The 20,141-nt window shown below is 52.8% G+C and carries 16 protein-coding genes; 10 read left to right on the plus strand and 6 right to left on the minus strand.

The genetic code is table 11. The features are described from left to right. Positions 1 to 161: 161 nt before the first annotated feature. The 3 genes from KGB03_RS13805 to KGB03_RS13815 all read left to right on the plus strand — a co-directional run bounded on the left by KGB03_RS13805 (position 162) and on the right by KGB03_RS13815 (position 6,684). Entirely contained in the window at positions 162 to 1,211 is a 1,050-nt protein-coding gene (locus KGB03_RS13805; RefSeq protein ID WP_223527284.1) for a DUF4238 domain-containing protein, read from the plus strand. A gap of 417 nt (positions 1,212 to 1,628) precedes the next feature. Further along, on the plus strand, positions 1,629 to 3,860 hold the full coding sequence (locus KGB03_RS13810) for a tetratricopeptide repeat protein (RefSeq protein ID WP_223527285.1): 2,232 nt from the start codon (positions 1,629 to 1,631) through the stop codon (positions 3,858 to 3,860). 406 nt (positions 3,861 to 4,266) lie between these two features. Next, entirely contained in the window at positions 4,267 to 6,684 is a 2,418-nt protein-coding gene (locus KGB03_RS13815) for a helicase-related protein (RefSeq protein ID WP_223527311.1), read from the plus strand. Positions 6,685 to 7,021: 337 nt separating this feature from the next. Here the strand turns inward: KGB03_RS13815 and KGB03_RS13820 are convergent, their stop codons facing one another. Continuing rightward, a complete protein-coding gene (locus KGB03_RS13820; protein WP_223527286.1) occupies positions 7,022 to 7,894 on the minus strand; it encodes a transcriptional regulator in 873 nt (290 codons plus the stop codon). A 184-nt stretch (positions 7,895 to 8,078) separates the two neighbouring features. Here KGB03_RS13820 and KGB03_RS13825 point away from each other — a divergent pair, with 184 nt between their 5' ends. From KGB03_RS13825 to KGB03_RS13840, 4 genes are read left to right on the plus strand one after another with little or no spacing between them, the layout of a single operon-like run. After that, positions 8,079 to 11,804, plus strand: coding sequence for an ATP-binding protein (locus KGB03_RS13825; RefSeq protein ID WP_223527287.1), 3,726 nt, complete (start codon positions 8,079 to 8,081; stop codon positions 11,802 to 11,804). Next, on the plus strand, positions 11,801 to 12,463 hold the full coding sequence (locus KGB03_RS13830; RefSeq protein WP_223527288.1) for a hypothetical protein: 663 nt from the start codon (positions 11,801 to 11,803) through the stop codon (positions 12,461 to 12,463). The genes KGB03_RS13825 and KGB03_RS13830 overlap by 4 nt, the downstream gene beginning before the upstream one ends. Next, positions 12,460 to 13,701: a hypothetical protein gene (locus KGB03_RS13835; protein WP_223527289.1), complete on the plus strand. Its 1,242-nt coding sequence runs from the start codon at positions 12,460 to 12,462 to the stop codon at positions 13,699 to 13,701. Before KGB03_RS13830 ends, KGB03_RS13835 begins: the two co-directional genes overlap by 4 nt. Continuing rightward, complete coding sequence (locus tag KGB03_RS13840; RefSeq protein WP_223527290.1) at positions 13,698 to 14,606, plus strand: hypothetical protein; 909 nt, start codon at positions 13,698 to 13,700, stop codon at positions 14,604 to 14,606. The genes KGB03_RS13835 and KGB03_RS13840 overlap by 4 nt, the downstream gene beginning before the upstream one ends. A 34-nt stretch (positions 14,607 to 14,640) precedes the next feature. Here KGB03_RS13840 and KGB03_RS13845 read toward each other — a convergent pair whose 3' ends face one another. Together KGB03_RS13845 and KGB03_RS13850 are read right to left on the minus strand one after the other, a co-directional pair. Next, entirely contained in the window at positions 14,641 to 15,048 is a 408-nt protein-coding gene (locus KGB03_RS13845) for a hypothetical protein (RefSeq protein ID WP_223527291.1), read from the minus strand. Positions 15,049 to 15,934: 886 nt separating this feature from the next. Next, on the minus strand, positions 15,935 to 16,537 hold the full coding sequence (locus KGB03_RS13850) for a DUF262 domain-containing protein (RefSeq protein ID WP_223527292.1): 603 nt from the start codon (positions 16,535 to 16,537) through the stop codon (positions 15,935 to 15,937). A gap of 923 nt (positions 16,538 to 17,460) precedes the next feature. Between KGB03_RS13850 and KGB03_RS13855 the strand changes: the two genes are divergently transcribed. Continuing rightward, positions 17,461 to 18,030, plus strand: coding sequence for a hypothetical protein (locus tag KGB03_RS13855; RefSeq protein WP_223527293.1), 570 nt, complete (start codon positions 17,461 to 17,463; stop codon positions 18,028 to 18,030). A gap of 100 nt (positions 18,031 to 18,130) precedes the next feature. Here KGB03_RS13855 and KGB03_RS13860 read toward each other — a convergent pair whose 3' ends face one another. From KGB03_RS13860 to KGB03_RS13870, 3 genes are all read right to left on the minus strand, one after another. Next, positions 18,131 to 18,427: a hypothetical protein gene (locus KGB03_RS13860; RefSeq protein ID WP_223527312.1), complete on the minus strand. Its 297-nt coding sequence runs from the start codon at positions 18,425 to 18,427 to the stop codon at positions 18,131 to 18,133. A gap of 131 nt (positions 18,428 to 18,558) precedes the next feature. Beyond that, entirely contained in the window at positions 18,559 to 18,741 is a 183-nt protein-coding gene (locus KGB03_RS13865) for a hypothetical protein (protein ID WP_223527294.1), read from the minus strand. Positions 18,742 to 18,791: 50 nt separating this feature from the next. Then, entirely contained in the window at positions 18,792 to 19,190 is a 399-nt protein-coding gene (locus KGB03_RS13870) for a tyrosine-type recombinase/integrase (protein ID WP_223527295.1), read from the minus strand. A 33-nt stretch (positions 19,191 to 19,223) separates the two neighbouring features. Here KGB03_RS13870 and KGB03_RS13875 point away from each other — a divergent pair, with 33 nt between their 5' ends. Then, positions 19,224 to 19,718 carry a hypothetical protein gene (locus tag KGB03_RS13875; protein WP_223527296.1) on the plus strand — a complete coding sequence of 165 codons (495 nt, stop codon included), beginning with the start codon at positions 19,224 to 19,226 and terminating at the stop codon, positions 19,716 to 19,718. Continuing rightward, positions 19,715 to 20,122, plus strand: a complete 408-nt coding sequence (locus KGB03_RS13880; RefSeq protein WP_223527297.1) for a hypothetical protein — start codon at positions 19,715 to 19,717, stop codon at positions 20,120 to 20,122. Before KGB03_RS13875 ends, KGB03_RS13880 begins: the two co-directional genes overlap by 4 nt. Positions 20,123 to 20,141: the final 19 nt, after the last annotated feature.

The raw sequence follows: 20,141 nt of genomic DNA on the forward strand, positions 1-20,141 counted from the left end.
GAAGGCGCGAGGCTGTATGCCCCAGGGCCCAAACATGGCACCCAGCCAAGGCTTGGTTCAGCGCGGCGCCATGTTACTACCAGCATTTTGGTGCCCCGGGGTGTCATGACACAGTGCTAAAGTCTCCGCACATTGCGTAGAGAGTAAAGGGAGGGCGCGATATGTCAGGGGTACGACAGCACTTCATTCCAAGGTTTTTGCAGAAAGGGTTCAGAATTCCAGGTAACGGAAAAATCGTCCGTTGCTGGGTGTACGAACAAAGCAAATCTCCCAGATCTGCAAATATCCAAGACGTAGGGCTCGAAAGGCATTTCTATGCCATCGATAATGAGCCTGATCTGGACGATAAAATTACTGACGAAGAGAGGGACGTCTATGCACCGTTGGTAGAGAACCTACGTGCCGGCAATCTTACTGAAGCGCTGGTCGAGAGGATTCCAGGGTTGTTAGCTCACCTAGAAATCAGAAGCCGGCACGTGCGCCAGAATATGCAGTCGATGGTCGATGAATGTGCCAGTGGCATTCTTGAGCATCTATCAGATCCCACGAACCTCAGTGCGTTGGCTAAAGATCATTTCAAACCAGGCTCCCTTATCTTTGACAAGGCCTTAGCCGACCAGGGCATCAGTCAGCAGCAGCTCCAAGCTTTGCTCGCTATGGACGAGTCAGTCCTCGACCAAATATTCAAGCCACTCGTAGACATATTTGCCGCCCAGATGCCTGCACAATTGGATCGTTTCAAGTCTTCAATACCGGGTCTGATCAGAAGCAGTCATGTCCGCATGCTCAACGAATCCGTGTCGCCAGCTGCCCGCACCCAGCGTTTCACCGCACTCCATTACTCAGTTCAAAAATTTGAGCCTGGCGACCTGCCGCTGGGGGATTCCGTTGTATTGTTCCATGTAGGAGGCGAGCGAACTTTCAAGCCATTTATGGATAAGGATGATGAGCTGCTTCACGTGATGCTGCCGCTGGCGTCAGACAAATACCTCCTTGGTGCGACAGATGTCTCTCAGACCTCGCCTCCCAAAAATTTGCCGCTTGAAATCGCCAGGTGCTCTATGAAGTATTTCATATGCGCGCACCAGAATGATCGTGCTGCCGATCTTCAGGCACAGATAGGAAGTAATGCCAGCTGGCTTTCGGCACGAGAAATGAACTCGATACTCAACGAAGTGCTTTCAGAGTTTATGAGCAAGAGGCTAGCTTGACCGAAGTTTGCAAAGCCCGTTCTGCGCGGGGGTGATGAAGCTAACAAGATTCGCTTCACCACCTTCCAAACACCGCGACTCAATCACTGGGGAGACCAGAAAGACCACGACGTCCTATGACACCGTGAACTGCGTTCAAAGGTAAGCAGAGCGCACAGACGAAAGGATGGAAGTGTCCTAAGGGTCAAGTCACGACAAAGACGAGGCTCGGTTCACGACAGCCGTCCCCGGTGGGGCACGCTCGAGACTGACCTTCGAACAAAAAAGCCGACGTACTGATGGCTGTTTGCCTTTACCCAGCGGCTCGATCTGGATACTGTGAATGCTATAAAGATGATATGAGCTATGAGGCAGTTCTCGCTTCTGTGCTTCAGATTTTACGAGGCTGAGCCAGTATCATCATGGAGTTCAATGAAAATGGATTGGGATCTGCTTCTAGACCACCTTTGGGCGTATGCCTCGCCCGATCCACATGTTCTGGGTACGGAGATCCGCTCCTGCCTTGAGGGCCACTCTTCGGAGGGGCTGCTCGAAGCGATCTCCCTATTGGTCACTCAAGGTCAGAATGAAGCGGCCAGGCGACTCCTCAGCGAATTTTTGCGAAACCATCAGGCTGCAGATGATATCCAGCGTAAGCTTGGGCAGATCCTGAGTCTCCGAACGCGTCAGACAACAGGCGGGCTGTCGACCAAGAGTAAGCAGGGTGGTAATGAGGCCTTGCTTAAAGACGTCAACAGCCTAGTTGCTTCTGGCCAGTTGGACGCGGCCGAGTCACTTCTTCAGGAGTCAATAGATAGGTTTGAGGAGCCTGAAGATCTAGTTCTACTCGGCCGCGTTTACAAGCTCCAAGGGCGCGCAACGGAAAGCGCCAAGGCCGAACAGCGTGGCCTGATGCTGAAGCGCCAAAAGCAGGCGTTCGTTGAAACAATCTCTGCGGAGTCGATATACGACGACCTGCCTACCCTGAGTGATTTGGCGTTTCTCGATGACTCCGCCAGTCTTCTGGCCGCATTGGACGGGTCTACAGCTTCTACCGGAAACACGTTGACGGGAACAGTCAAAAATTCGCTCAATTTCATTGAGCAGGCGTCCTCTCAGTATTTGCCATTGACAGACCACCCTTCATGGGAAAAGCCGCCTCAATCAGCATCATCCGAGCATGCTGGGTGCGTCGATAACAGTATTTCCGGTGATGGGCCGAACACCCCCTCAGATGCTGCCGAAGGGATGCCCGGAGATGTTGTGAAAAAGGACGAGGCAACTACTCCTGCCACGCCCAAAAACGTCCTCAAACTCGCCCGCCCCAGGAACACTGCGGAGCCGAGTAGCGGACTCACGACCGTCAAGATGGTTAACAGATCTGCGCGTTTAGTGCGCGTCAGCCAACCACTGGAATCGACATCCTCAGAACCAGTAGACGCTTCATCATTAGAATCAACTCATACGATAACGCCCAACGTTAGCCCTCCGAAATTTCAGATTCCAGACTACCTTGAGGATGACGAGGACGAAGACGATTGCCACGAATCGTCTGGTCTAGATCTGGCCACTTCGATCGCCCCGGTGAGCTTTGAGCTAGGAGAGTCGGAGGATGACTATGACATTGATCATGGCTTGCACGGCCTGTCGATCATCGAGCTTGAGACAGAGTACGAACCAGAAAGTCTGAGCGCCGTCGATGATTTCCGTGACGTTGACGATGACTATGCAGCTTATGCATTTGACCCGGATGTAGTTTTTGACGGCGAAGACGACGAAGCTTACGAAGAAAAGGACGGTTACCCTGACCGGCTCTCACGCGAAGACCGGGCGCTCCAAAAAGCTGCCGAGTTGATTGGGAACGCCAATTGGCCGCTAAGCACCCTTTCATTGGTTCAGCAGATATTTGTTATGAGTGGCTGGGGCGCAACTCGACTTGCGCTGGAGAGAGAGATCGACAAAGGGCTCGCTCCTCAGGAGTTGATCCTCGCATCACATATCAAGGTCATCTGGGCCGAGAACGATATTTACTGGATCGCATTTGATCAAACGGGCAGTAGCCGTCTGTCTCACCAAGTACTTTCCTGGCCTACGGCCTTGCTGATCGTACGCTCATTCGAATTGTTGCCACAGGTGGAAGAGCTTGAGGTTTTCTTGGAAGGTCTTTTCGCTGCCTGGTACGAGAACAACATCTTGCGCCGGGCATTTAGGGCCTTTGCACGATACCTGTGGTTCAGGTTCTCCAATTTGCACGGTTGTTTACCTGCCAACCAGCATTTTGACTTCTGCGACCCTCGAAGTCTGCCTGCTGAAGAGTACAGCGACTTGGGGCTGTGCGATGTACTCGAAATCGAGAAAACCGAAATTCTGCGCAGCTACGGTGTGTTCATAACCAAGCACCCGCAAGAGCCGAGTTGCTATTTCAGTGACAAGCCGCCCCCCGCGGTAGAGGCGCCACCGCTCAATGCTAAGAAGAGCAAAAAGAAGATTGAAAAAACTGAATGCCTTGAAGACGTTGAGTCTGAGGGTGAGACCTCTGACGACGATGACGATTGCACTGCAGCTAAATCCTTAAGCGCTTCATCAGCGCCTGTACACGCACTGACTATCGATCAACCCACGCTAAGAATTGAACTGTTAGGAAAAGGATCTGCGCATGAAGCCCCTTAGACTTACCCACGTTCCGGGCTGCTGGGTCAGCCAAACCTTACCCGATGGCAAGAGTGAACGCCGAGGCATAGTCAAAATGGCCATTAGTAAAGAGTCTGGTGACCAGCTTCAGGTTCACTGGTTTAGTCCCGAGAGGAAGCTGGGCTATTTAGATGCATCAACTGTGCGCTCGGGTTTTAGGAACGGAATGGACGTGGTCGATGACAACCCATCCAGCGGAGCTCGCTCACTGGGGCAGGGCGTCGTCATGCAACAGCGCATTCTCGCAGGCAGCGAGCAGGTATTGGTTGATTTCCCTGAGCGTGGTGAGCGCCACTGGCTGCCCTATCAATATTTGAGGCAAGTTAAGGGCGTTAAGCATCGCTTTTGTACCGCCCAGGAAGGCGAAGTACGCGATGCAGAACGCATGCGTCTGCGGATGTTGGCCTACGCCATCAAGGTATGGAATGAAAATACTGGAGCCCTTTCCCATCTAGGGATTGACCCTTTGCCACACCAGATTCATTTGGTGCATCGCATCCTTGCATCGGGCGACTTCAATTGGCTGATTGCGGATGACGTGGGATTAGGTAAAACGATTGAGACCGGTATGCTACTGCATGCCATGCGGCAGCGAGATTTGGTAAAGCGTATTCTCCTTATCACTCCTGCTGGGCTTACCAAGCAATGGAAGGAAGAGCTTTACGATAAATTTCAGCTCGATGAGTTCAGAATCTATGGAGAGGACTTTTTCATCGATGAGCCCCGCGAATGGAAAATGCATGACTACGTGATCGGGTCGATGGATCGTCTAAAGCAAGCTGATCACTTGGAAAGCTTGCTTCAGGCTGAGCGTTGGGATCTTGTGATTTTTGACGAAGCTCATCGACTTAGTCGCCGTCAGTATGGGCTGAAGCTAGACAGTTCTGAACGCTATGATCTGGCGAAGAACCTACGTGGACATACCGATAACATGCTTTTGCTGAGTGCCACACCGCACCAGGGTATGCAGGATAAATTTGTGGCGCTGCTAGAGCTCCTGCGTCCCGATCGTCGTACCGAGCTAATGGCGCTCAATCTGAAGCCTGAAATTCTGCACGATATGGTGTTCCGCAACCACAAAGCTGACGTGACCGATGCGGAAGGAAACTTCATTTTCCAAGGTAAGATTACTCGCGCGTTGCAGGTGCCAAGCAGCCGCGAATCTATAGACTTCGATAAAACACTTCAGGCTTATCTACGCAAAGGATATGACGCGGGCGAGTCGCTAGGCCGTACGGGCAACGCTATCGGTTTCGTAATGACGGTATATCGCAAACTGGCAGCCTCCAGCGCAGCCGCCATTCACCGGGCGCTATGTAATCGGCTTCAGCGTCTCCTCGACGATCAAGCAAAAAGTATCGCTGAAGATGAGCCAAGCGATGAGCGCTATTTCGGCGAGTGGGAGGAGCAATTCACCAGTGAAGCTCGCGAGTTCTTTGCGGGCGAGGTGCAACTGCTCAAAGCTCTTATTGCTGAGGCCGGAGCGCTAAAGGCCAACGACCTAAAGCTGAAGCTCTTCATCGAAGACATCATCCGTATAATTAACGCCGCCAACTCTGACGAGAAGGTTCTGATATTCACCGAATACCGCACGACCCAAGATTATTTGAGGAACGCCCTGGCTGACCATTATGGCAGCGACCGGGTCGATCTTATTAACGGCTCTATGCAGCATGCTGACCGGCGTGAAGCCATCAAGCGTTTTGAGGGGCAAGGACGTTTCCTGATTTCGACTGAGGCAGGTGGGGAGGGCATCAACCTTCAAAGCAAGTGCAACGTCATGGTCAACTATGACCTACCTTGGAACCCCATGCGTTTGGTTCAACGTATCGGTCGCTTGTACCGCTATGGGCAAAAAAAGAAGGTCGTTGTGTTCAACATTCAGCAAGCCGATAGCTTGGATCAGAGCATCGTCGACTTGATGTATGAGCGTATCGACAGTGTGGTGACCGATTTAGCCGGGGTTCAGAAGCATGAGTTCAATGACGGTCTAAAAGACGAGATTCTTGGTCAGCTCGCAGAGCTTATTGATGTTGAAAGCATCCTTCAAGAAGCCACAAAACTCGGCATCGACCGAACCCGAGAGCGTATCGACGAGGCCTTAAAGCAGGCACGTACCGCTGCCGCCAAACAGCGGGAGTTGTTCGTCCACGCAGCTACCAGCGCCCCGGGTGAGTTGGGTTACGAGCTAGAAATCACTACTGACCACCTCTATAGCTTTGTCTTAGGCATGTTCGATCAACTGGGCATCGAGATCGCAGAGCGGAGCCATAAAGAGCGGCTACTGCGTATACGCCTTTCTGACCAGGTTATGCGTGAAATGGGCCTTTCGCGAAAAGCCCCACAGCGCATGGACGTCACTTTAGATCGCATGCTGGCCGCAAACCGTCCTGACACCCATATGCTCGACCTCAACTCCAAGTTGATGCAGTACCTCCTGGGTAAAGCTTGCGAGTATGACTTCGGCGGTTTGGCTGCGAAGCTCAAAGCACCTGAGCTTGGCGAGGGGGCATTGATCGGCGCCATGTTGCGGTGGCAAGGCCCGCAGGGGAAGCGTATGCGTCAGGAGTTTGTAGCTATTCTGATCAACGATGGCAGAGCCATGATGAACCCTACAAAAGCCACTCAATGGCTGTTAACACCAGCTGAGCACGGTGTTCTGGCTACTGATGAAAATGCCTCAAAATTACTATTCAAGGCCGCCGAGGAAATGGCTAACCACCGACTTGCTGATGCCAGTAACCGATACCTAGTACCTGAGAATCTGGATTGGGCTGCGGCAGGCTGGACGCAGCCACACTGACTTCACACACTCTTGGCCTACAGGGCTAAACGGCTGCCTGTTGAGCAAGGCCGCTGTGACGGAGGCTGTACAGTTTGGACTACTGCGGGAGAGTTTAAAAATTTTGGTGGTGTCCAAAGCAAAAGCACGGTGTTCATGTATTGCGAATCGGCGGTTGAAGGTACCTTTCGCGACCTGCACAAGTTCGCTCAGCAGAACGTCGAAGCAAACGCAGCCTCCTAACTTGGAACGCTTCAAAAGCTTATGATCTCGCGCCAAACTGGTAGACCACTACGCCTTGATGTGAGTGATTTGTTTACATACCCAAACTGCGGCTAAACAGCTGATCGCCTTCGCTTTAGTAAAGCCAGGGGCCCAACTCATCCATATTCGCAACCACGATCTGCTGGGCCATCGGCTTCATGTGCATCTTAGTGGTATCGATCTGGTATCGATGCAAAACGTACTGAACCAGAGCGCCGCGGGTCTCGATTACGAGTTGCCCATCTTCCATGCCGTAGTCGGCTTCAATGATTGCACGCTGCCCAGCTTTCAGCCTTGGGTCTGCTTCCAGGATCACTGTTGCCGGCGTCGTCCAGCCGGGATCTAGCAAGCGAGTGTGCTCTGTGACGTCGTTCATTAGCTCCGGTGTGCCGCGGAACCGACTCAACACGAAATCACGATACTCACCGTTTTTTTCGCAATACGCCCGGACATGCCAACGCATACCAGTGTGAATGAGCGTATGAGGGGCTATGAGCCGCGTTTCGCCCTCTGGCGTCCGGAAAGACGCGTACTCGCATTCTAATCTTTGGCTCTCCCGGCAGGCCTTCAGTAGCGGCCGAAGCACCTCGGGGCGTATGGATCGGTCAGGCACATCCAAAACATCTATGTGCGCATACGCCAGCGTTAAACCTTCGATGTGCGGGGCTCGCTCGTGGTTCTGGTTTAAGAGATGGAGGTAGGCGCTGGCGCTATCTTTCATGAATAGCGGCTTGAAGTGTTTGCTAGGTACATAGCCCTTGAGATGCTTGTCGTAAATCAGATTTCTCGGTGCATGCTCATCAATGTAGGTATTGATGTCCTTCGAGGCTTGCTGGCGGCTGATACCGAAACTTTGCATCAGGTGGTTCGTAGTCAACCGGCCTTCCCACCATGCGACTGTCTCGATCAACCTGTACCTCAATGCCAGATCCCAGCGCACGGATTCGATGGCTTTACCCCGCTTCATGACGACCTCCATCTGCTTGAAAAGTTTACCTGTATACGTAAACACCATAGATGTGTCGTCTACATCTACATATCGTTATTGCCCAGAGCAAGCATCGATGGAATCGAATTGGTGCTTATTTTTGGCAACTGCCGAGCGAGAAATCGGCTGTACTGCCTTAGGGTTTAAGCCAAAGAGGCGTCCGATGTCACAATTAATCAAAATCGTCCTGATCGATTCGCTTTGTGCGGGAGCCAAAGCAGAGCTCGTTATGGAAGGAAACACCAGCGTCACCGGTGAAAATGGCATCGGGAAGTCATCGTTCATCAAATTGATCCCTGTGTTCTACGGCGCATCTCCTGGACGCTTGGTGAAAGCGAGCACCAACCGTGAGAGCTTTGCGAACTGGTATCTGCCACGGGCATCGAGCTTTATCGTTTTTGAGTATCTCAATTATGCCGGCGACGCGCGCTGCGCGATCATGCACCGTAGCGGGGAAGGTTACTCGTACCGTTTGGTTTCAAGCGCCTGGGGCCCTGAGCTCCTGTACCGTGATTACGAAGCAGGCCAGTTGGTGTTGCCAAGTGATCTACACGGTCGTCTTACACAGCTGGGTATCTCATGCTCCCCTGAGCTTCAGCCGTATCACTACCGGCAAATCATCCAATTTAACAGCGGCACAGCTCATCTCGAGAAAGTCACCGACGCCGGCAAGCGTAAGCTAATCGTGAGCCTCCGTTCGGGTTTCTCGCTGGCACCGAAGCGGAAGGATTTCAATGGAATCGATTTGGTAACGCTGGCGCTCATAGAGAGCGGTGGTACCTTCGATACCATGAAAGCGACCATGGCCGAAATTCTTCAACAAGACAACGCCGATCCAAGTCGCACTCTGTTGATGCTCAACGCACAAACCTTCAGGAGTGTTGTTGACAACCGTGCTGGCTATCTATTGATGGATTCGCTCAAGCCAGACATCTTTGAACTGAACCTCCAGTCCCATGAGTTTCGCGCCGTCGTACGGCAAATGGGGACACAAAAGCGCCGCGTTTTGATGCTGGATGAAAAGCTGAGAGAACGTCAGAACATCCGAGCCGCAGCCTTGGCTGAGCTACATAGCGAAGACGATCAGTTACAAAAGCTGAATAGAGAGCGAATGGGTGACCTGAATGGTCAAAAGGGTGTAGCGACTGCCAATGTGGCGGAGGAGGACACCTGGCTCCGGAAATTCGAACAAAAGCTTGTCGATTACCAGAACAATCGTACTCAGGAGCTTTCCGAGGAATTTGATCAGCTTCCCGAGATACGAGACCAGTTGCACGTTAAACAGGAGCATCAGATCAAGTTAAACCGCCAAGGGGCGGACATCCGCAATGTCTATCAGGAGCTCGAAGCTGCAGCGAAACAGGTCGCCGCAGACGGCAAAGGTGCTGCGTTCTCTAAGTACAAAGCGGCTTCACAAGTCATCCAGCAGCGACGGAACGAGCTAGCTGCTAACCAGCAAAAGCAGCTTGATGAAACACAAACTGCTCACGAAGGCGAGCTCACCGAATATTTGCAGGTACAGCTGCAAGCAACGGCCACGCACGCTCGCGAGGTTTCATACTCCGAGCAGCTTAGAACCCTTAGCGCACTTCCAGCAGCGCAGCGCCTGGTGGATGAGTCTCAAGGTCGCATCAATGAGCAGATACTCGTTGTTGCCGAACTCCAAAAACACCTGAATGCTATCTCCGCAGAGGTCGACGGTTTGTCGCAGGAACGGCAGGCACGAGGCGCGGAGTACAGCGGTTTACACTTGAGGAAGAACGCCCAAGTTGAGAGGCGGGATAGCCTCAAGCAACAGATTAATGCTGGCGCTGAAACACTGCTTGGTTTCCTACGACGCCATCACCCTACTTGGACAGAAAATATTGCTCGACTCATCCCAGTCGAGACGCTGATGCGTACGGACTTGAACCCTGCATTCCTAGAGGAGGTTCAGCAAAATCTCTATGGCGTTGAGATCAACCTTGAGGTGCTCCCTCAGGCAGCGGTTGCAAGTACTCACGCTCTTGAAACCGAGATTGCTTCATTGACTGCTCAGATCCAGGCGCTAAGCGCGGATATGGAGGTAATGGAGAAACAGCAGCGTGGAGTGGAAGATCGGCTACGACAAGCGGGCGCTCGGGCATCAGCAACTCAAAAAGACCTGAGCAATGCATGCCTGGATTTGGAAATACTGAAAAGCGATCACACAGGACTGATTGACCGTGCCCGCGAGGAGGTGGCTCAAGAAACTGAAACTCAAACAGCGCGCGTTTCGGAAGCCGCATCTCGGCTCGAAGAACTCACCATTCAGCAAGAAAACTTGAAGAAACGGCACAAGCGCGAGATCAGCGATATACAAGCCGCGGGCGAAAGTTCGCTCTCGCAGCTGGATCAGGAGCTGGCTCAAGTTGATCGAGACCAAGAAATCACTGAAAAACGCATCGATGCAACGCTAGCGTCATCACTTCACAACGCCAAAATAGATATGGAAGCTCAGCTTGTGTCCGCCGGAGTAGATGACACAGCGAGCAAACGGCTCAGCTTAGAAATTGCCGATTTGGAAAAGAGGGTGAAAAGCCTTCGGGATCAGGAGTCGCTGATCGATAGTTACCGGCTTTGGGTTAAAGAAACAGTACCTGCGGTACCTGATCGGAAAGCCGCTTTAGCTCGTGCCAATGCCGATCTTGATCGTATCAACCGTGCCGTCGATCAGTGGCAACTGGAGTTACAGGCTTCGCAAAGGGCGATCGTTGAGCGCAGAAAAGTATTGGTCACTCAGGGGCATGAAGATGACCTGGAACTCAACGCAGTGGCACGCGTCCTTCGGGAACTTAGTCAAATCGACGCAGCCGCGGAAGCTCACCTCGCCTCAACGTTGAAGGCATCAGACATCGAGGATGAGGTCGGCAAACTCCGTCGCCGTCGAACGGAATGTCACCGCAAGGGCACAGATCTATATCGTGAGATTCACAAGCGTTTCCAGAGGGATCGTTTGGTGCACACGCCACAGGGCGCAGCGATAGAACAAATCATGAATCATGCTGCGAATGCTACCTATGAGCTCGAACTCGCATGGTTGGAAGCCGCCCCAAATCTGCAGGAATACATTGAGATTTCTCATCCTGATCAAAAAACGAAGCTGATCATCCAAGCCAAAAACCTGTCAGACGAACTATGTGACAACCGCTCTAAGCTCCAGCAATTGCACCGAAGTATCCTGAAACTAGGCCGTGACGCGACGGTAAAAGCGAGCGAGGTTCTCAGCTCTTTTGCGCAGATTCGTCAATTCGAATTCAAGGTCTCATCACGAATCCATGAAATGTCGTTCTGGGATGACCTTACTAACTACGAACAGCAGTACAAGCGATGGAGCGGGATGGGGGGTGAGTACCTTCCAACTGATGGCTTCATGGAAGCACTCCGAACCATCGAACGCCAGATTGAAGATGGCGCCTTCACATCCAACCTGTCGGACTGTTTCGACGTGTCTGTCACGTGCAATGACCAGGGTAGGGTGAAGGTAGCGACAAACAACGCCGAGCTCATTCATCTGAGCAGTACCGGCCTGACAAAGATCATCGTCGCCATGATCTACGTCTCGCTATTCGAACTGCTACGGAATGAGGCAGATTTCCAGATGTCGATCCCGATCGACGAGGCCCTCGAGCTCTCACCTGAAAACTACGTTGCGCTGGTCAGCTACTTCAATGAACGTGGACTCTCCATGCTGGCCTGCTTCCCAGGAGGTGCACCTGAGCTTCTTCGGCAATTCAACAACCGTTACAGCCTGGAGCGCAGGGCAGACACCGATTCAATTGTGGTGAAGGAATACGGGATTGAAGAGATGGATGAGCTTGATGACCTGAATGATGCACTTGGAAATGATGGCGGGGAGGGTGCACTGTGAGCCCTTTGAGAGATGTCCTGAACAAGCTTCTTTCTGGCTGCTTCATCTGCCAGTACGCCTACCCCGAACTGCATCGGCAGTTGCGCAATGCAGAGTTTGCCGAAGGTGTCGAGAACGCGCTGGCGCCGTTAGGGCGGAAATTGGCGACACTCGGCGAACCCGAGGCCCCCGACACGTATTTCGCACGGTTCATTGACTTTTCTGAGCCGGTTGATCGTGATGCGGCCACCGCACAATTGGTCGAGCTGCGCGATCAGATACGTCCATGTCTCGATTTCATCCGTTTGATCAATCGTGCGGGGCGCAGTGAGACCTGTTTGGCCCCGGGAGACACTATCTCCTACGCCGACATGCTCGATTCAATCGAGAACCACCCGACCTACCGTACGCAGCTTTGGGACTTGAGCGGGTACGACTTTTTCAGCAAGTCCAAGAGCGGCAAGGACAACAATGATCGGCTGAAGTTGGTGCTACGTGCATTGGCTGACGCTGGCTATATAGTGAAGCGCAACAGCGAGTCTGCCAACTACGTAGCCACAGGCAAAATGGGCTACGTGCATACCATCCTGGCATGGATAGCTGAATACAATTCGCTCAGTCTGGACGTCAGTACGAGTGAACCGCATGACGGTGAGCACCAAGGAGGGCTCAACTTGTGAAGGAGGCAGACTGGATCGAGTTGGGAGATTCCCTCGCGCGAAATGCGACCTTTATCGAAGCATTGTCGATTGCAGACGAAGAAGGGATCGCACTGCCTGAGCGAAGGACAAAAGGCATTTCCTACCTGATGTCCAAAGGGTTAATCGAAGAAGATGATGAGCTCTATTATCTCAGTGGCCTGCTTTTAGATGTAGGTGCGCAGATTTCACTTCAGGGATTCGAGCGAGCGGCTCCTGACTTGCAGGAATCCCTCATTGCCATTGAGCAGCACTGTGAGGCATACCATGAAGCCAAGGCATCTGACTCTTCCAGTGAAGCTGAGCGGCACCTGAAGCGTTTGACGCACAGCTGCCGCCAAGTCACCAACCATCTCCGGAACGAGCAAGCCCAGACGCGCGCGTTCATTGAGGGCGGTTACGGCTTCTCACCCCGACTCAAAGACCGGTTACGGGACATCAACAATGCAATTGGCCGCCTCAAGCGCCTGCACGAGAAGCTCGGGTTGTTCACTCATGTTGGCTTATCCAGCTTGACCAATAGCGATCGAGCGCTGCGGCGCATACTTCTGGATAGCCTCCTCGGTGCCGTGTCACGGAATCGTTTAGCTCTAGATGAAATGATCGGGCGTCTTGACCGGCTAAGTCTGGCGGTGCGCAAGCGCAACCATATGCGCCAGGTTGCTCACGCTGTCGATGTGTTCCTCCAGGCAGGAAACCCTATCGACTTGGAGCCTCTTTTTGACAGGAAGGATGCCGCTTCCTGGGTTCCAGCAGCTAAGATCGACTTGGCTGGTAGCGTCTATTGTGATGTCGATGCAGGTGAGAGCTTGGAGGCGCTTGAGCTACTGATTGCATCGCTTCCACCACCGAAAGCCCGACGGGCGGAGGAGCCGCCGAAGCCACGTGAATCGAAGTCCGTAGTTCCCAAAGACGAGCCGCCCAAGGTACTGGAAAAACCATTTGCTCGTGATCACCTCATGCACATGCTCCAGAGCCTGAACGAAACCAAACAACCTCAATCGGCCGTGGCGTATTGGGGGGAGCATGGGGATCCCGAGGTTTCCATGAGCATATGGCTCTATGCTCTTGATGGCTACGTACGACTACAGTCCGCGGTTAGCAAGGTACGACACAAACCGCTTAACTATCGGATAGTTCCGGTTTACGCGCCCTACCTTCGCGTGTCCGCAAACCGACGAGTCCTTGATTTGACTCTTGAGAGAGCGGGGCGGCTATGAGTATCTTTGGCAACATGAGAGCGATCAAACCCGTAGTAATCGCGATCCGACAAGACGCCAGGAAAGTTCAGATCAACGCTACCTGGTCACGGCTCAATAACGATTACAAAATTGGCAAGAAGCTTGGTAACAACTATCTGTCGCTGACCGAGGCCGATCTCCAAACCGTCCGTATGATGCTGAAGAAAGAAGCAGGCATGGATGCGTTGAATGTCAGCCTCGAAGATCTAGAAGGCGATCGCCTGGCCGTCGCGAAAAAATCACGCAATGAGAAGCTAGCTCGCTTTAAGACCGGAGACCGAATAGTCATGGTTGCCTCGGTCTCTGGCCAACTGCAACTGGCTTCCGGAGTGTACAGCCACCCAGTTGGCGGAAGCCTCAGCGTTCCGGCAAAAGAGCTCCATGGTCTTGATACCGTGATCTTGGTGGAGAACCAGGCTGTCATGTACGCGGTTCACGAGTACCGTTGGCCAAACGAGGTGAAGCACCTGCCCATGCTTTTCCGCGGAAGCCCACAAATCACCCCGGCGGCTGTTACTAAGGCCTTGTCCGGGGTTAAGCAGGTCATATGCTTCCCCGATTACGACCCTCAAGGCTGGATGAATACCCTCACTGCTAGGGCCCACGGAATTGTGGTGCCGTCGATGAGCGCAATTGAAAGTATCGTTTTCGAGGAATGGGACAAGCCCCTGGACTACGCAAAGCAACACGTTGCCCGAGGATGGTTGGGGGGGGTGGATTTACCCCGTGTGCAAGATATGCTGAGGAGGGAGCTGGCTCTTTCGCAGGAGTCCATGGCGGGGATGGAGTTGGAGTTATTAGCGCTTGAGTCACCAGGAGGCTTGAGCAGCTCACTGCCACGGTTGACTTCCATGTCAGATTCAGTTGATTCATCCACCGAATAATTTAGGCATGGATTCCCTTAGAGGAGGACAGTGGTTACTGGCTGGTCGGAGTATTTGAGTGAATGTGGTGTCGGCGCCATTCATCCACGGTCGTAATAATGAGTAGGTCGCGCTCTGTGGATTTGGTGTCGATCTGTTCACCATCTACCAGTGCTTGAGCATACCCCTCCGCCCGGGCCGCAGCTTTGTCAAACTCAGCAAGGGAGGTGGATGATTCGATGTAATCGATCAGTCTCTCCCACGATCTCCGCTGGCGATTGCCTTGGGTCGTCTTGGAAAACGAAATAGCGCTCTGCAGGCACTGGATGAATTCAATCGTCGATAGGCTCAATGCTGGTTTCTCATTGTGTACATACAAATGAAAAACGGATGGTTTTGAAAAACCTTGAGCGCGATCAAAGAATTTTTTTGCAATCGCGGGATGTGACCGGGTATGCACCATTACGCTACGAGGATCGGAGTAGGCTCGCTCTGGCGTTCATTGAATTATCGACGTGATGACGTCGCGGATTTGGAGTTCATGACCGCATGAGCACTCTTAGTGCCCCCTAAAAGGGACATTAACCTCGCTTTTGCCACTTAATGACCCACTCTGGGGTCATTACCGATGCCGCTGTTTGCGTTCAATAGAGTGGCGGCTCAATCCCGAAAGTCTTCAGATGGTTAAGCAGGTCACTCCCGCGTTGTGAGTAACCTGCCGCATAGCTTCGTTCGGTTATTTCTTTCTAGGCTTTCCAGCGTCATCACGCTTATCGCGAACTTGGCCGTCTTGATTCCGCGAGCGAGGCTGGACACCACCGCCTGGCTTCGGGACAGTTACATTCGGATTCAAGGGTCGTCTGTCAGTCATGCTGTCGTCCTTGTATGAAACCTGAGCATTGTTGAGTTGGCTCAACCACGAACGCACATGCCCCTAGGCGATCTCAGCGTTGATGGCGCCGAAATCCAGCGTAGCAGAGAGTTTCCTTTGACGACGTCACCAAATCGCCATGTCCAGAGAACCTTCAGAGGGCGGGCTAAACATTGCGTGTAGTCTGTCCTCTTGGGTGGCAGCAGAATCTTTTCCAGAACGCCTCAAATGTCCTGCAATTTGCGAAGACGCCCCAAGTAGAGCCTTGATTGAGCAAGAGAGGTTGATAGGCGCGCTGCTCGCTTTTGCCCCCCCTGATTGGAAGTATCCCCGCTAATCGTGCAAGCAGAGCGCGCAGACCAGGAGGTCGAAGGGCATGAGGATGGAAGCCCGGAGGGCCAAGACCCGGCGATAGACGGGGCTTGGTTTACGACAGCCGTCCCGACAGGGCATCCCCCAACAATCGAACATCGGAAGCTTATCGAGCCGCGCGTTGATCGGGCACGCGAGTCATTACGCCCATGGTGCAAAGATCATACGTTTTACGTAATTCCACCTCGTCTCCAGAAGACACATGGGACTGGGTAAAGATCGTAGAGAGAAACCGCCGGCGCTCGACATTGCCAACTTCAGACCAAACCCTCGGAAGCCCTAGAGCATCGGGAACGGCTAGACGATCCAGAAAATATTCCTCAAGGCTATGCAGCCGTTGCTGACCATCGAGGAGGATCTCACTGTTCTCCACAAGAGCCATGCCCCCACCAGAAGAACCGCACCACTCGTTGATGAGATAGCTCCCTAAATCGGCCCCTGACCAGGCAGCAGTAATGAACCGAACCTTCTGGCCTACGTTCCACACCAGAGGCCGCTGCCAGGATGTAACAGGTATACCCATGACGAAGCGTGCAGCCCATGGATAACAATCTAGAGCACTAGATGGATCCGCTTGGTATTTCTCTAGTCGGCAAGCCAGCACATCAATCGGATACTGTTGAGTCGAAGTAGCTAGAACTCGCTGAGGCATTTGGATCGTAAGGTCTGAAATTTCGTCATCGACATAACGCAGAAACTGGTGGGACATGGATTTCCTTTAGGGGGAGCAGCAGTACAGGCTGGCCGGAATATTTGAGCAAATGTGGTATCGGCGCCATTCACCCACCACCGCAATAGGTCGAGTAGTGGATTTGATTTCGACCTTTTTACAGGTGCTTAAGCATACAGACCGCCCGAGCTAGGCCACAGACGAACCCGGAAATGAGGCGTATGGCCCTTGCTAAATGGTCAGTCATTTTTAGGCACACCGCTGGAGATTGCCTCAGATCGTCTCGAAAACGAAACGCCTTGGGCATTTCAGATGTCATGTTGTAGTCTGTATCAGACCCAGCGCTTAGCACACCCATGTGGGACATCAGCCATGATCACAACCTTCAGCTGTAGCCAAGCTCGCCGGCGATTCCGTCGCCTGTCTGCGCTGGTCGCGCAAGGCCATAGTTTCATAATCACTAAACATGGCCGAGAAATGTGCCGGCTAATGGCTGCAGAGGCGAAGGGGTAAGGGGAGTGCTTGTGTGAGACGCAAGTGGCGGTGCCTTGAGTAACTATGCGATTTGAATGGCTGGTAACGTGCTTTTTGCTCAGTAACGCTGCTTACGTTACAACGAGAAAGTTACGTTACAGTTCGCCTGAGCGAGTCCATGAAGCGAGCGGAGCGCGCAGGCCAACGGCCGGAGGCGTGAGGATGGAGGCGTGAGGATGGAAGCCCGCAGGGCCAAGACCGGCGTCTGCGCCAGGGCTTGGTTTACGACAGCCATCCCCCGACAGGGGCACGCGAAAAACCATCGTTGTTTTGTGTCATCTTTTAGGTGTTAGCCTGGATTTGGTAGCGTACAGAAGTTTGTGAATCCAAGATAAAAAAATTGTGCTACTCCGCTAAAGTTTTTAGTCAAAGCGTCCGTTGTTATTTAAAACAAATGATGACGGTGAAATCTTGTGGATAAATGTAGCATGCAGTCGGTAGCATATTTCGCGAAGCGCGAACTCACTTGCTGGCGAGATCGTGAGTATAACGACCAATATGATTGCCTGGTGTCTACTCAGGGCGATTACGGCGTCTCTATTAAATTAGACGTAGCCTCTATCAGGTTTTCTGACTATGTCGCACAAGAAATCGCACGTTGCATCTATGACGCCGTCTTGGTGACCGTTGGAAATAGGGCAAAATTTGTACCTACGCCTGCACCACGTGACTGTGTGCTGCAAAGAAAATACCGAAAGGGAATATCCGACTGGCATTACACTGCTGATGGAGAGTTCAGCTGTCGCGAGGCGGACGAAGAAACCCATTTCAGTGAACTGCAAGCTGATAGCGACACTACAGAAGGTAGCGTGGGCGTGCACACGATCGATGGTGGTGGAATAGAGTTGGTTTTCGACTTTATGAGCTATTCGTTCAGCATGCTTGACGCAGTCTGGCTTGTTAACACGCTCATGGAAGCGACGGGGGGTGAACCCCTCGATGTATTAGAAACAACATGCATGATTTGCAGGCCACAAGGAGTTCCAATCCAGCGATAGTCCAGGAGGGCGGGCTCGAATCGTCTTGGGTGTTCTCGAACCACCATTCATTTGGTTCGATCTGTCGGTTTCGCAACGCTCGAGAATGTCTAAAGGTGGTTCAAATAAGGCGAAGTAGTTCCTCGAGCTGCCGATGCTCTTGCGCAGATAAAAGCTCAATGGGATCTGGGGCATGTCGTGAACAGAACTCGTATTTTCGGCCATCCGGGCTATAGCAGCTATCGCAGTAGTCGAGCGCACCGCAATCATTGAAAAATGTGACCACCCAACCGTCCACTTCAACGGTCATAAGACCGCAGTAAATTTCGTTCCAACTAGACGTAGTGACTCGGCGCATTGTTCGCGAAGCCATGGAGGCATCGCGTAGCACTTGGTAAACCTCTCGAGCGGTGAGCATTTTTGCATCCGGCACGGCATTCTCTCTGTTTGGTGGAGCTGACACTATGTGACGAGTAGCAACCATGGGGTGTTGCTGATGCTGCTCAAACCTAGAATACCAAGCTTGGTAGCTCGGGGTGAGATAGCCACTTACTCGACAAAACGCTTTAGCTCAAGGCGCGCCTTGATGATCTTTTCTTGAATTTCCATAGGGTCAATGGACATGCCACCACCCGCAGTGACGGCGAGGGTCTTGAGGTTGTTGACCGCATTGATAAAGGCCTTATCTCTGTTTTTCTCCCGCTCCGAACGATCATCAGTAAACCATGGCATAGCGTTACTCCTTCCTGTCTATCCTGCCTTCATATTCGGTAGCTTAGGCGTCAATCAATGAGTGTTTGATCACCGGAAATCCTTTTACTCTCAATGGCGGGCGCTTGCTGGGCCGCGCGCAAAGCAATTCCGCCGAATGACACACTAGCATTCACATAGCGCAATGCGGACTTCATGTCCTTCCAGCCCACATAACCCATCAAGCCCTTGATGTCCCAACCGTTCGCAGAGGCCCAAGTCGCAAATCCTCGCCGCATCGAGTGGCTGCTATACAGCTCCGCTGACAATCCTGCCTCTTTGAAAATGCGGCGCAGCACGGGGATCAGGCTATGCGGCTGCATGGCTTTGCCTGACAGATTGCCCCAGCGATCAATCCGCTGGAACACAGGCCCTTTCGTGATCCCGGCAACTGTTATCCAGTTGATGTAGGCCTCCACTGGGCAGAGCATGGCGAGCGCCGGCGTCTGGAACGTAGTTCCTTCATGCTGGCAGCAGCACGTGTACGTATGGGCGACACACTCAACGGCATGGTGCAAACGCTGCTGGATCAGCTTATGGAGGAGGGCCAGGAAGTAATCTCCCAGGCGACCGCAGCTTTTGACCTGCAGCGGGCCGCGCTCGAAAACCAGATCATCGAGCTCAGATCGGAGTTGGCTTCCGCCCAACGTAATTCGGCCACCCAACAGGCCGCGATAGAGACGCAGAACACTGAACTTGCGACCACCCAGTCCTCACTCCAGACTGAGCTCACCCGTAACGCGGGCCTCAGTCAGCGCTGTACCGACCTTGAGTCTCTGGTTGCTGAAAAGGACAAGCACATCCAATCGCTGGAGGAAAAGCACGTCCAGGCGCTGGAGCGCTCGAGCACTATCGGGAGGCGGCGAAGGAACAGCGAGATCAGGATCAACGCAAGCACGAGTCTCAACTGCATGAGATGCAAGTTGAGCAGCGCAAGCTGCGGGAGACCATCGCCGTGAAACAGGACGATTTGACGCGACTGAATCGTGACAATGAACGCCTGCTCGGTGAGGTCAGGCAGCAAACTAAAGCTCTGCATACTCAGGAGTCCTTGGTTCAGTCTCTCAACACTCAAATTGAGACCCTACGCCAGGGTGAGGCCAAGTCCGTTGGGGTGGCTGAGCACCTCATGGAGCAGATTTCAGCTTTGCGCGAGGAGGTCAAGGCATTCCACAGGGCAACAGCTATAGCCGATCTGCGTGAGCAAGAGACCGTGGCGCTGGTAGCGTCGCTTCAGAAAGAGAATGAGCAATTGCGGCAGGCTGAGATTGATGAACCAGGCCTGGAGGAGGGTGGCTATGCCTCCTCAGATGTAGAGGATCAGCAATTTCCAGGGCGCACAAAGCCTTCGACCCACCCCTAGGAGATGAAGCATGGATCAG

The sequence above is a fragment of the Pseudomonas sp. BF-B-26 genome (assembly GCF_019956495.1).
Lineage (GTDB): Bacteria > Pseudomonadota > Gammaproteobacteria > Pseudomonadales > Pseudomonadaceae > Aquipseudomonas.

Excerpts from the sequence above, each read along its gene's own strand:
- KGB03_RS13845 (WP_223527291.1), bottom strand. The coding sequence starts at position 15,048 with ATGGTGCATACCCGGTCACATCCCGCGATTGCAAAAAAATTCTTTGAT.
- KGB03_RS13870 (WP_223527295.1), bottom strand. The coding sequence starts at position 19,190 with ATGCTCTGCCCAGTGGAGGCCTACATCAACTGGATAACAGTTGCCGGG.
- KGB03_RS13805 (WP_223527284.1), top strand. The coding sequence starts at position 162 with ATGTCAGGGGTACGACAGCACTTCATTCCAAGGTTTTTGCAGAAAGGG.
- KGB03_RS13860 (WP_223527312.1), bottom strand. The coding sequence starts at position 18,427 with ATGCTCACCGCTCGAGAGGTTTACCAAGTGCTACGCGATGCCTCCATG.
- KGB03_RS13825 (WP_223527287.1), top strand. The coding sequence starts at position 8,079 with ATGTCACAATTAATCAAAATCGTCCTGATCGATTCGCTTTGTGCGGGA.
- KGB03_RS13850 (WP_223527292.1), bottom strand. The coding sequence starts at position 16,537 with ATGTCCCACCAGTTTCTGCGTTATGTCGATGACGAAATTTCAGACCTT.
- KGB03_RS13865 (WP_223527294.1), bottom strand. The coding sequence starts at position 18,741 with ATGCCATGGTTTACTGATGATCGTTCGGAGCGGGAGAAAAACAGAGAT.
- KGB03_RS13810 (WP_223527285.1), top strand. The coding sequence starts at position 1,629 with ATGGATTGGGATCTGCTTCTAGACCACCTTTGGGCGTATGCCTCGCCC.
- KGB03_RS13840 (WP_223527290.1), top strand. The coding sequence starts at position 13,698 with ATGAGTATCTTTGGCAACATGAGAGCGATCAAACCCGTAGTAATCGCG.
- KGB03_RS13875 (WP_223527296.1), top strand. The coding sequence starts at position 19,224 with ATGCTGGCAGCAGCACGTGTACGTATGGGCGACACACTCAACGGCATG.
- KGB03_RS13815 (WP_223527311.1), top strand. The coding sequence starts at position 4,267 with ATGCGTCTGCGGATGTTGGCCTACGCCATCAAGGTATGGAATGAAAAT.
- KGB03_RS13820 (WP_223527286.1), bottom strand. The coding sequence starts at position 7,894 with ATGAAGCGGGGTAAAGCCATCGAATCCGTGCGCTGGGATCTGGCATTG.
- KGB03_RS13855 (WP_223527293.1), top strand. The coding sequence starts at position 17,461 with ATGCAGTCGGTAGCATATTTCGCGAAGCGCGAACTCACTTGCTGGCGA.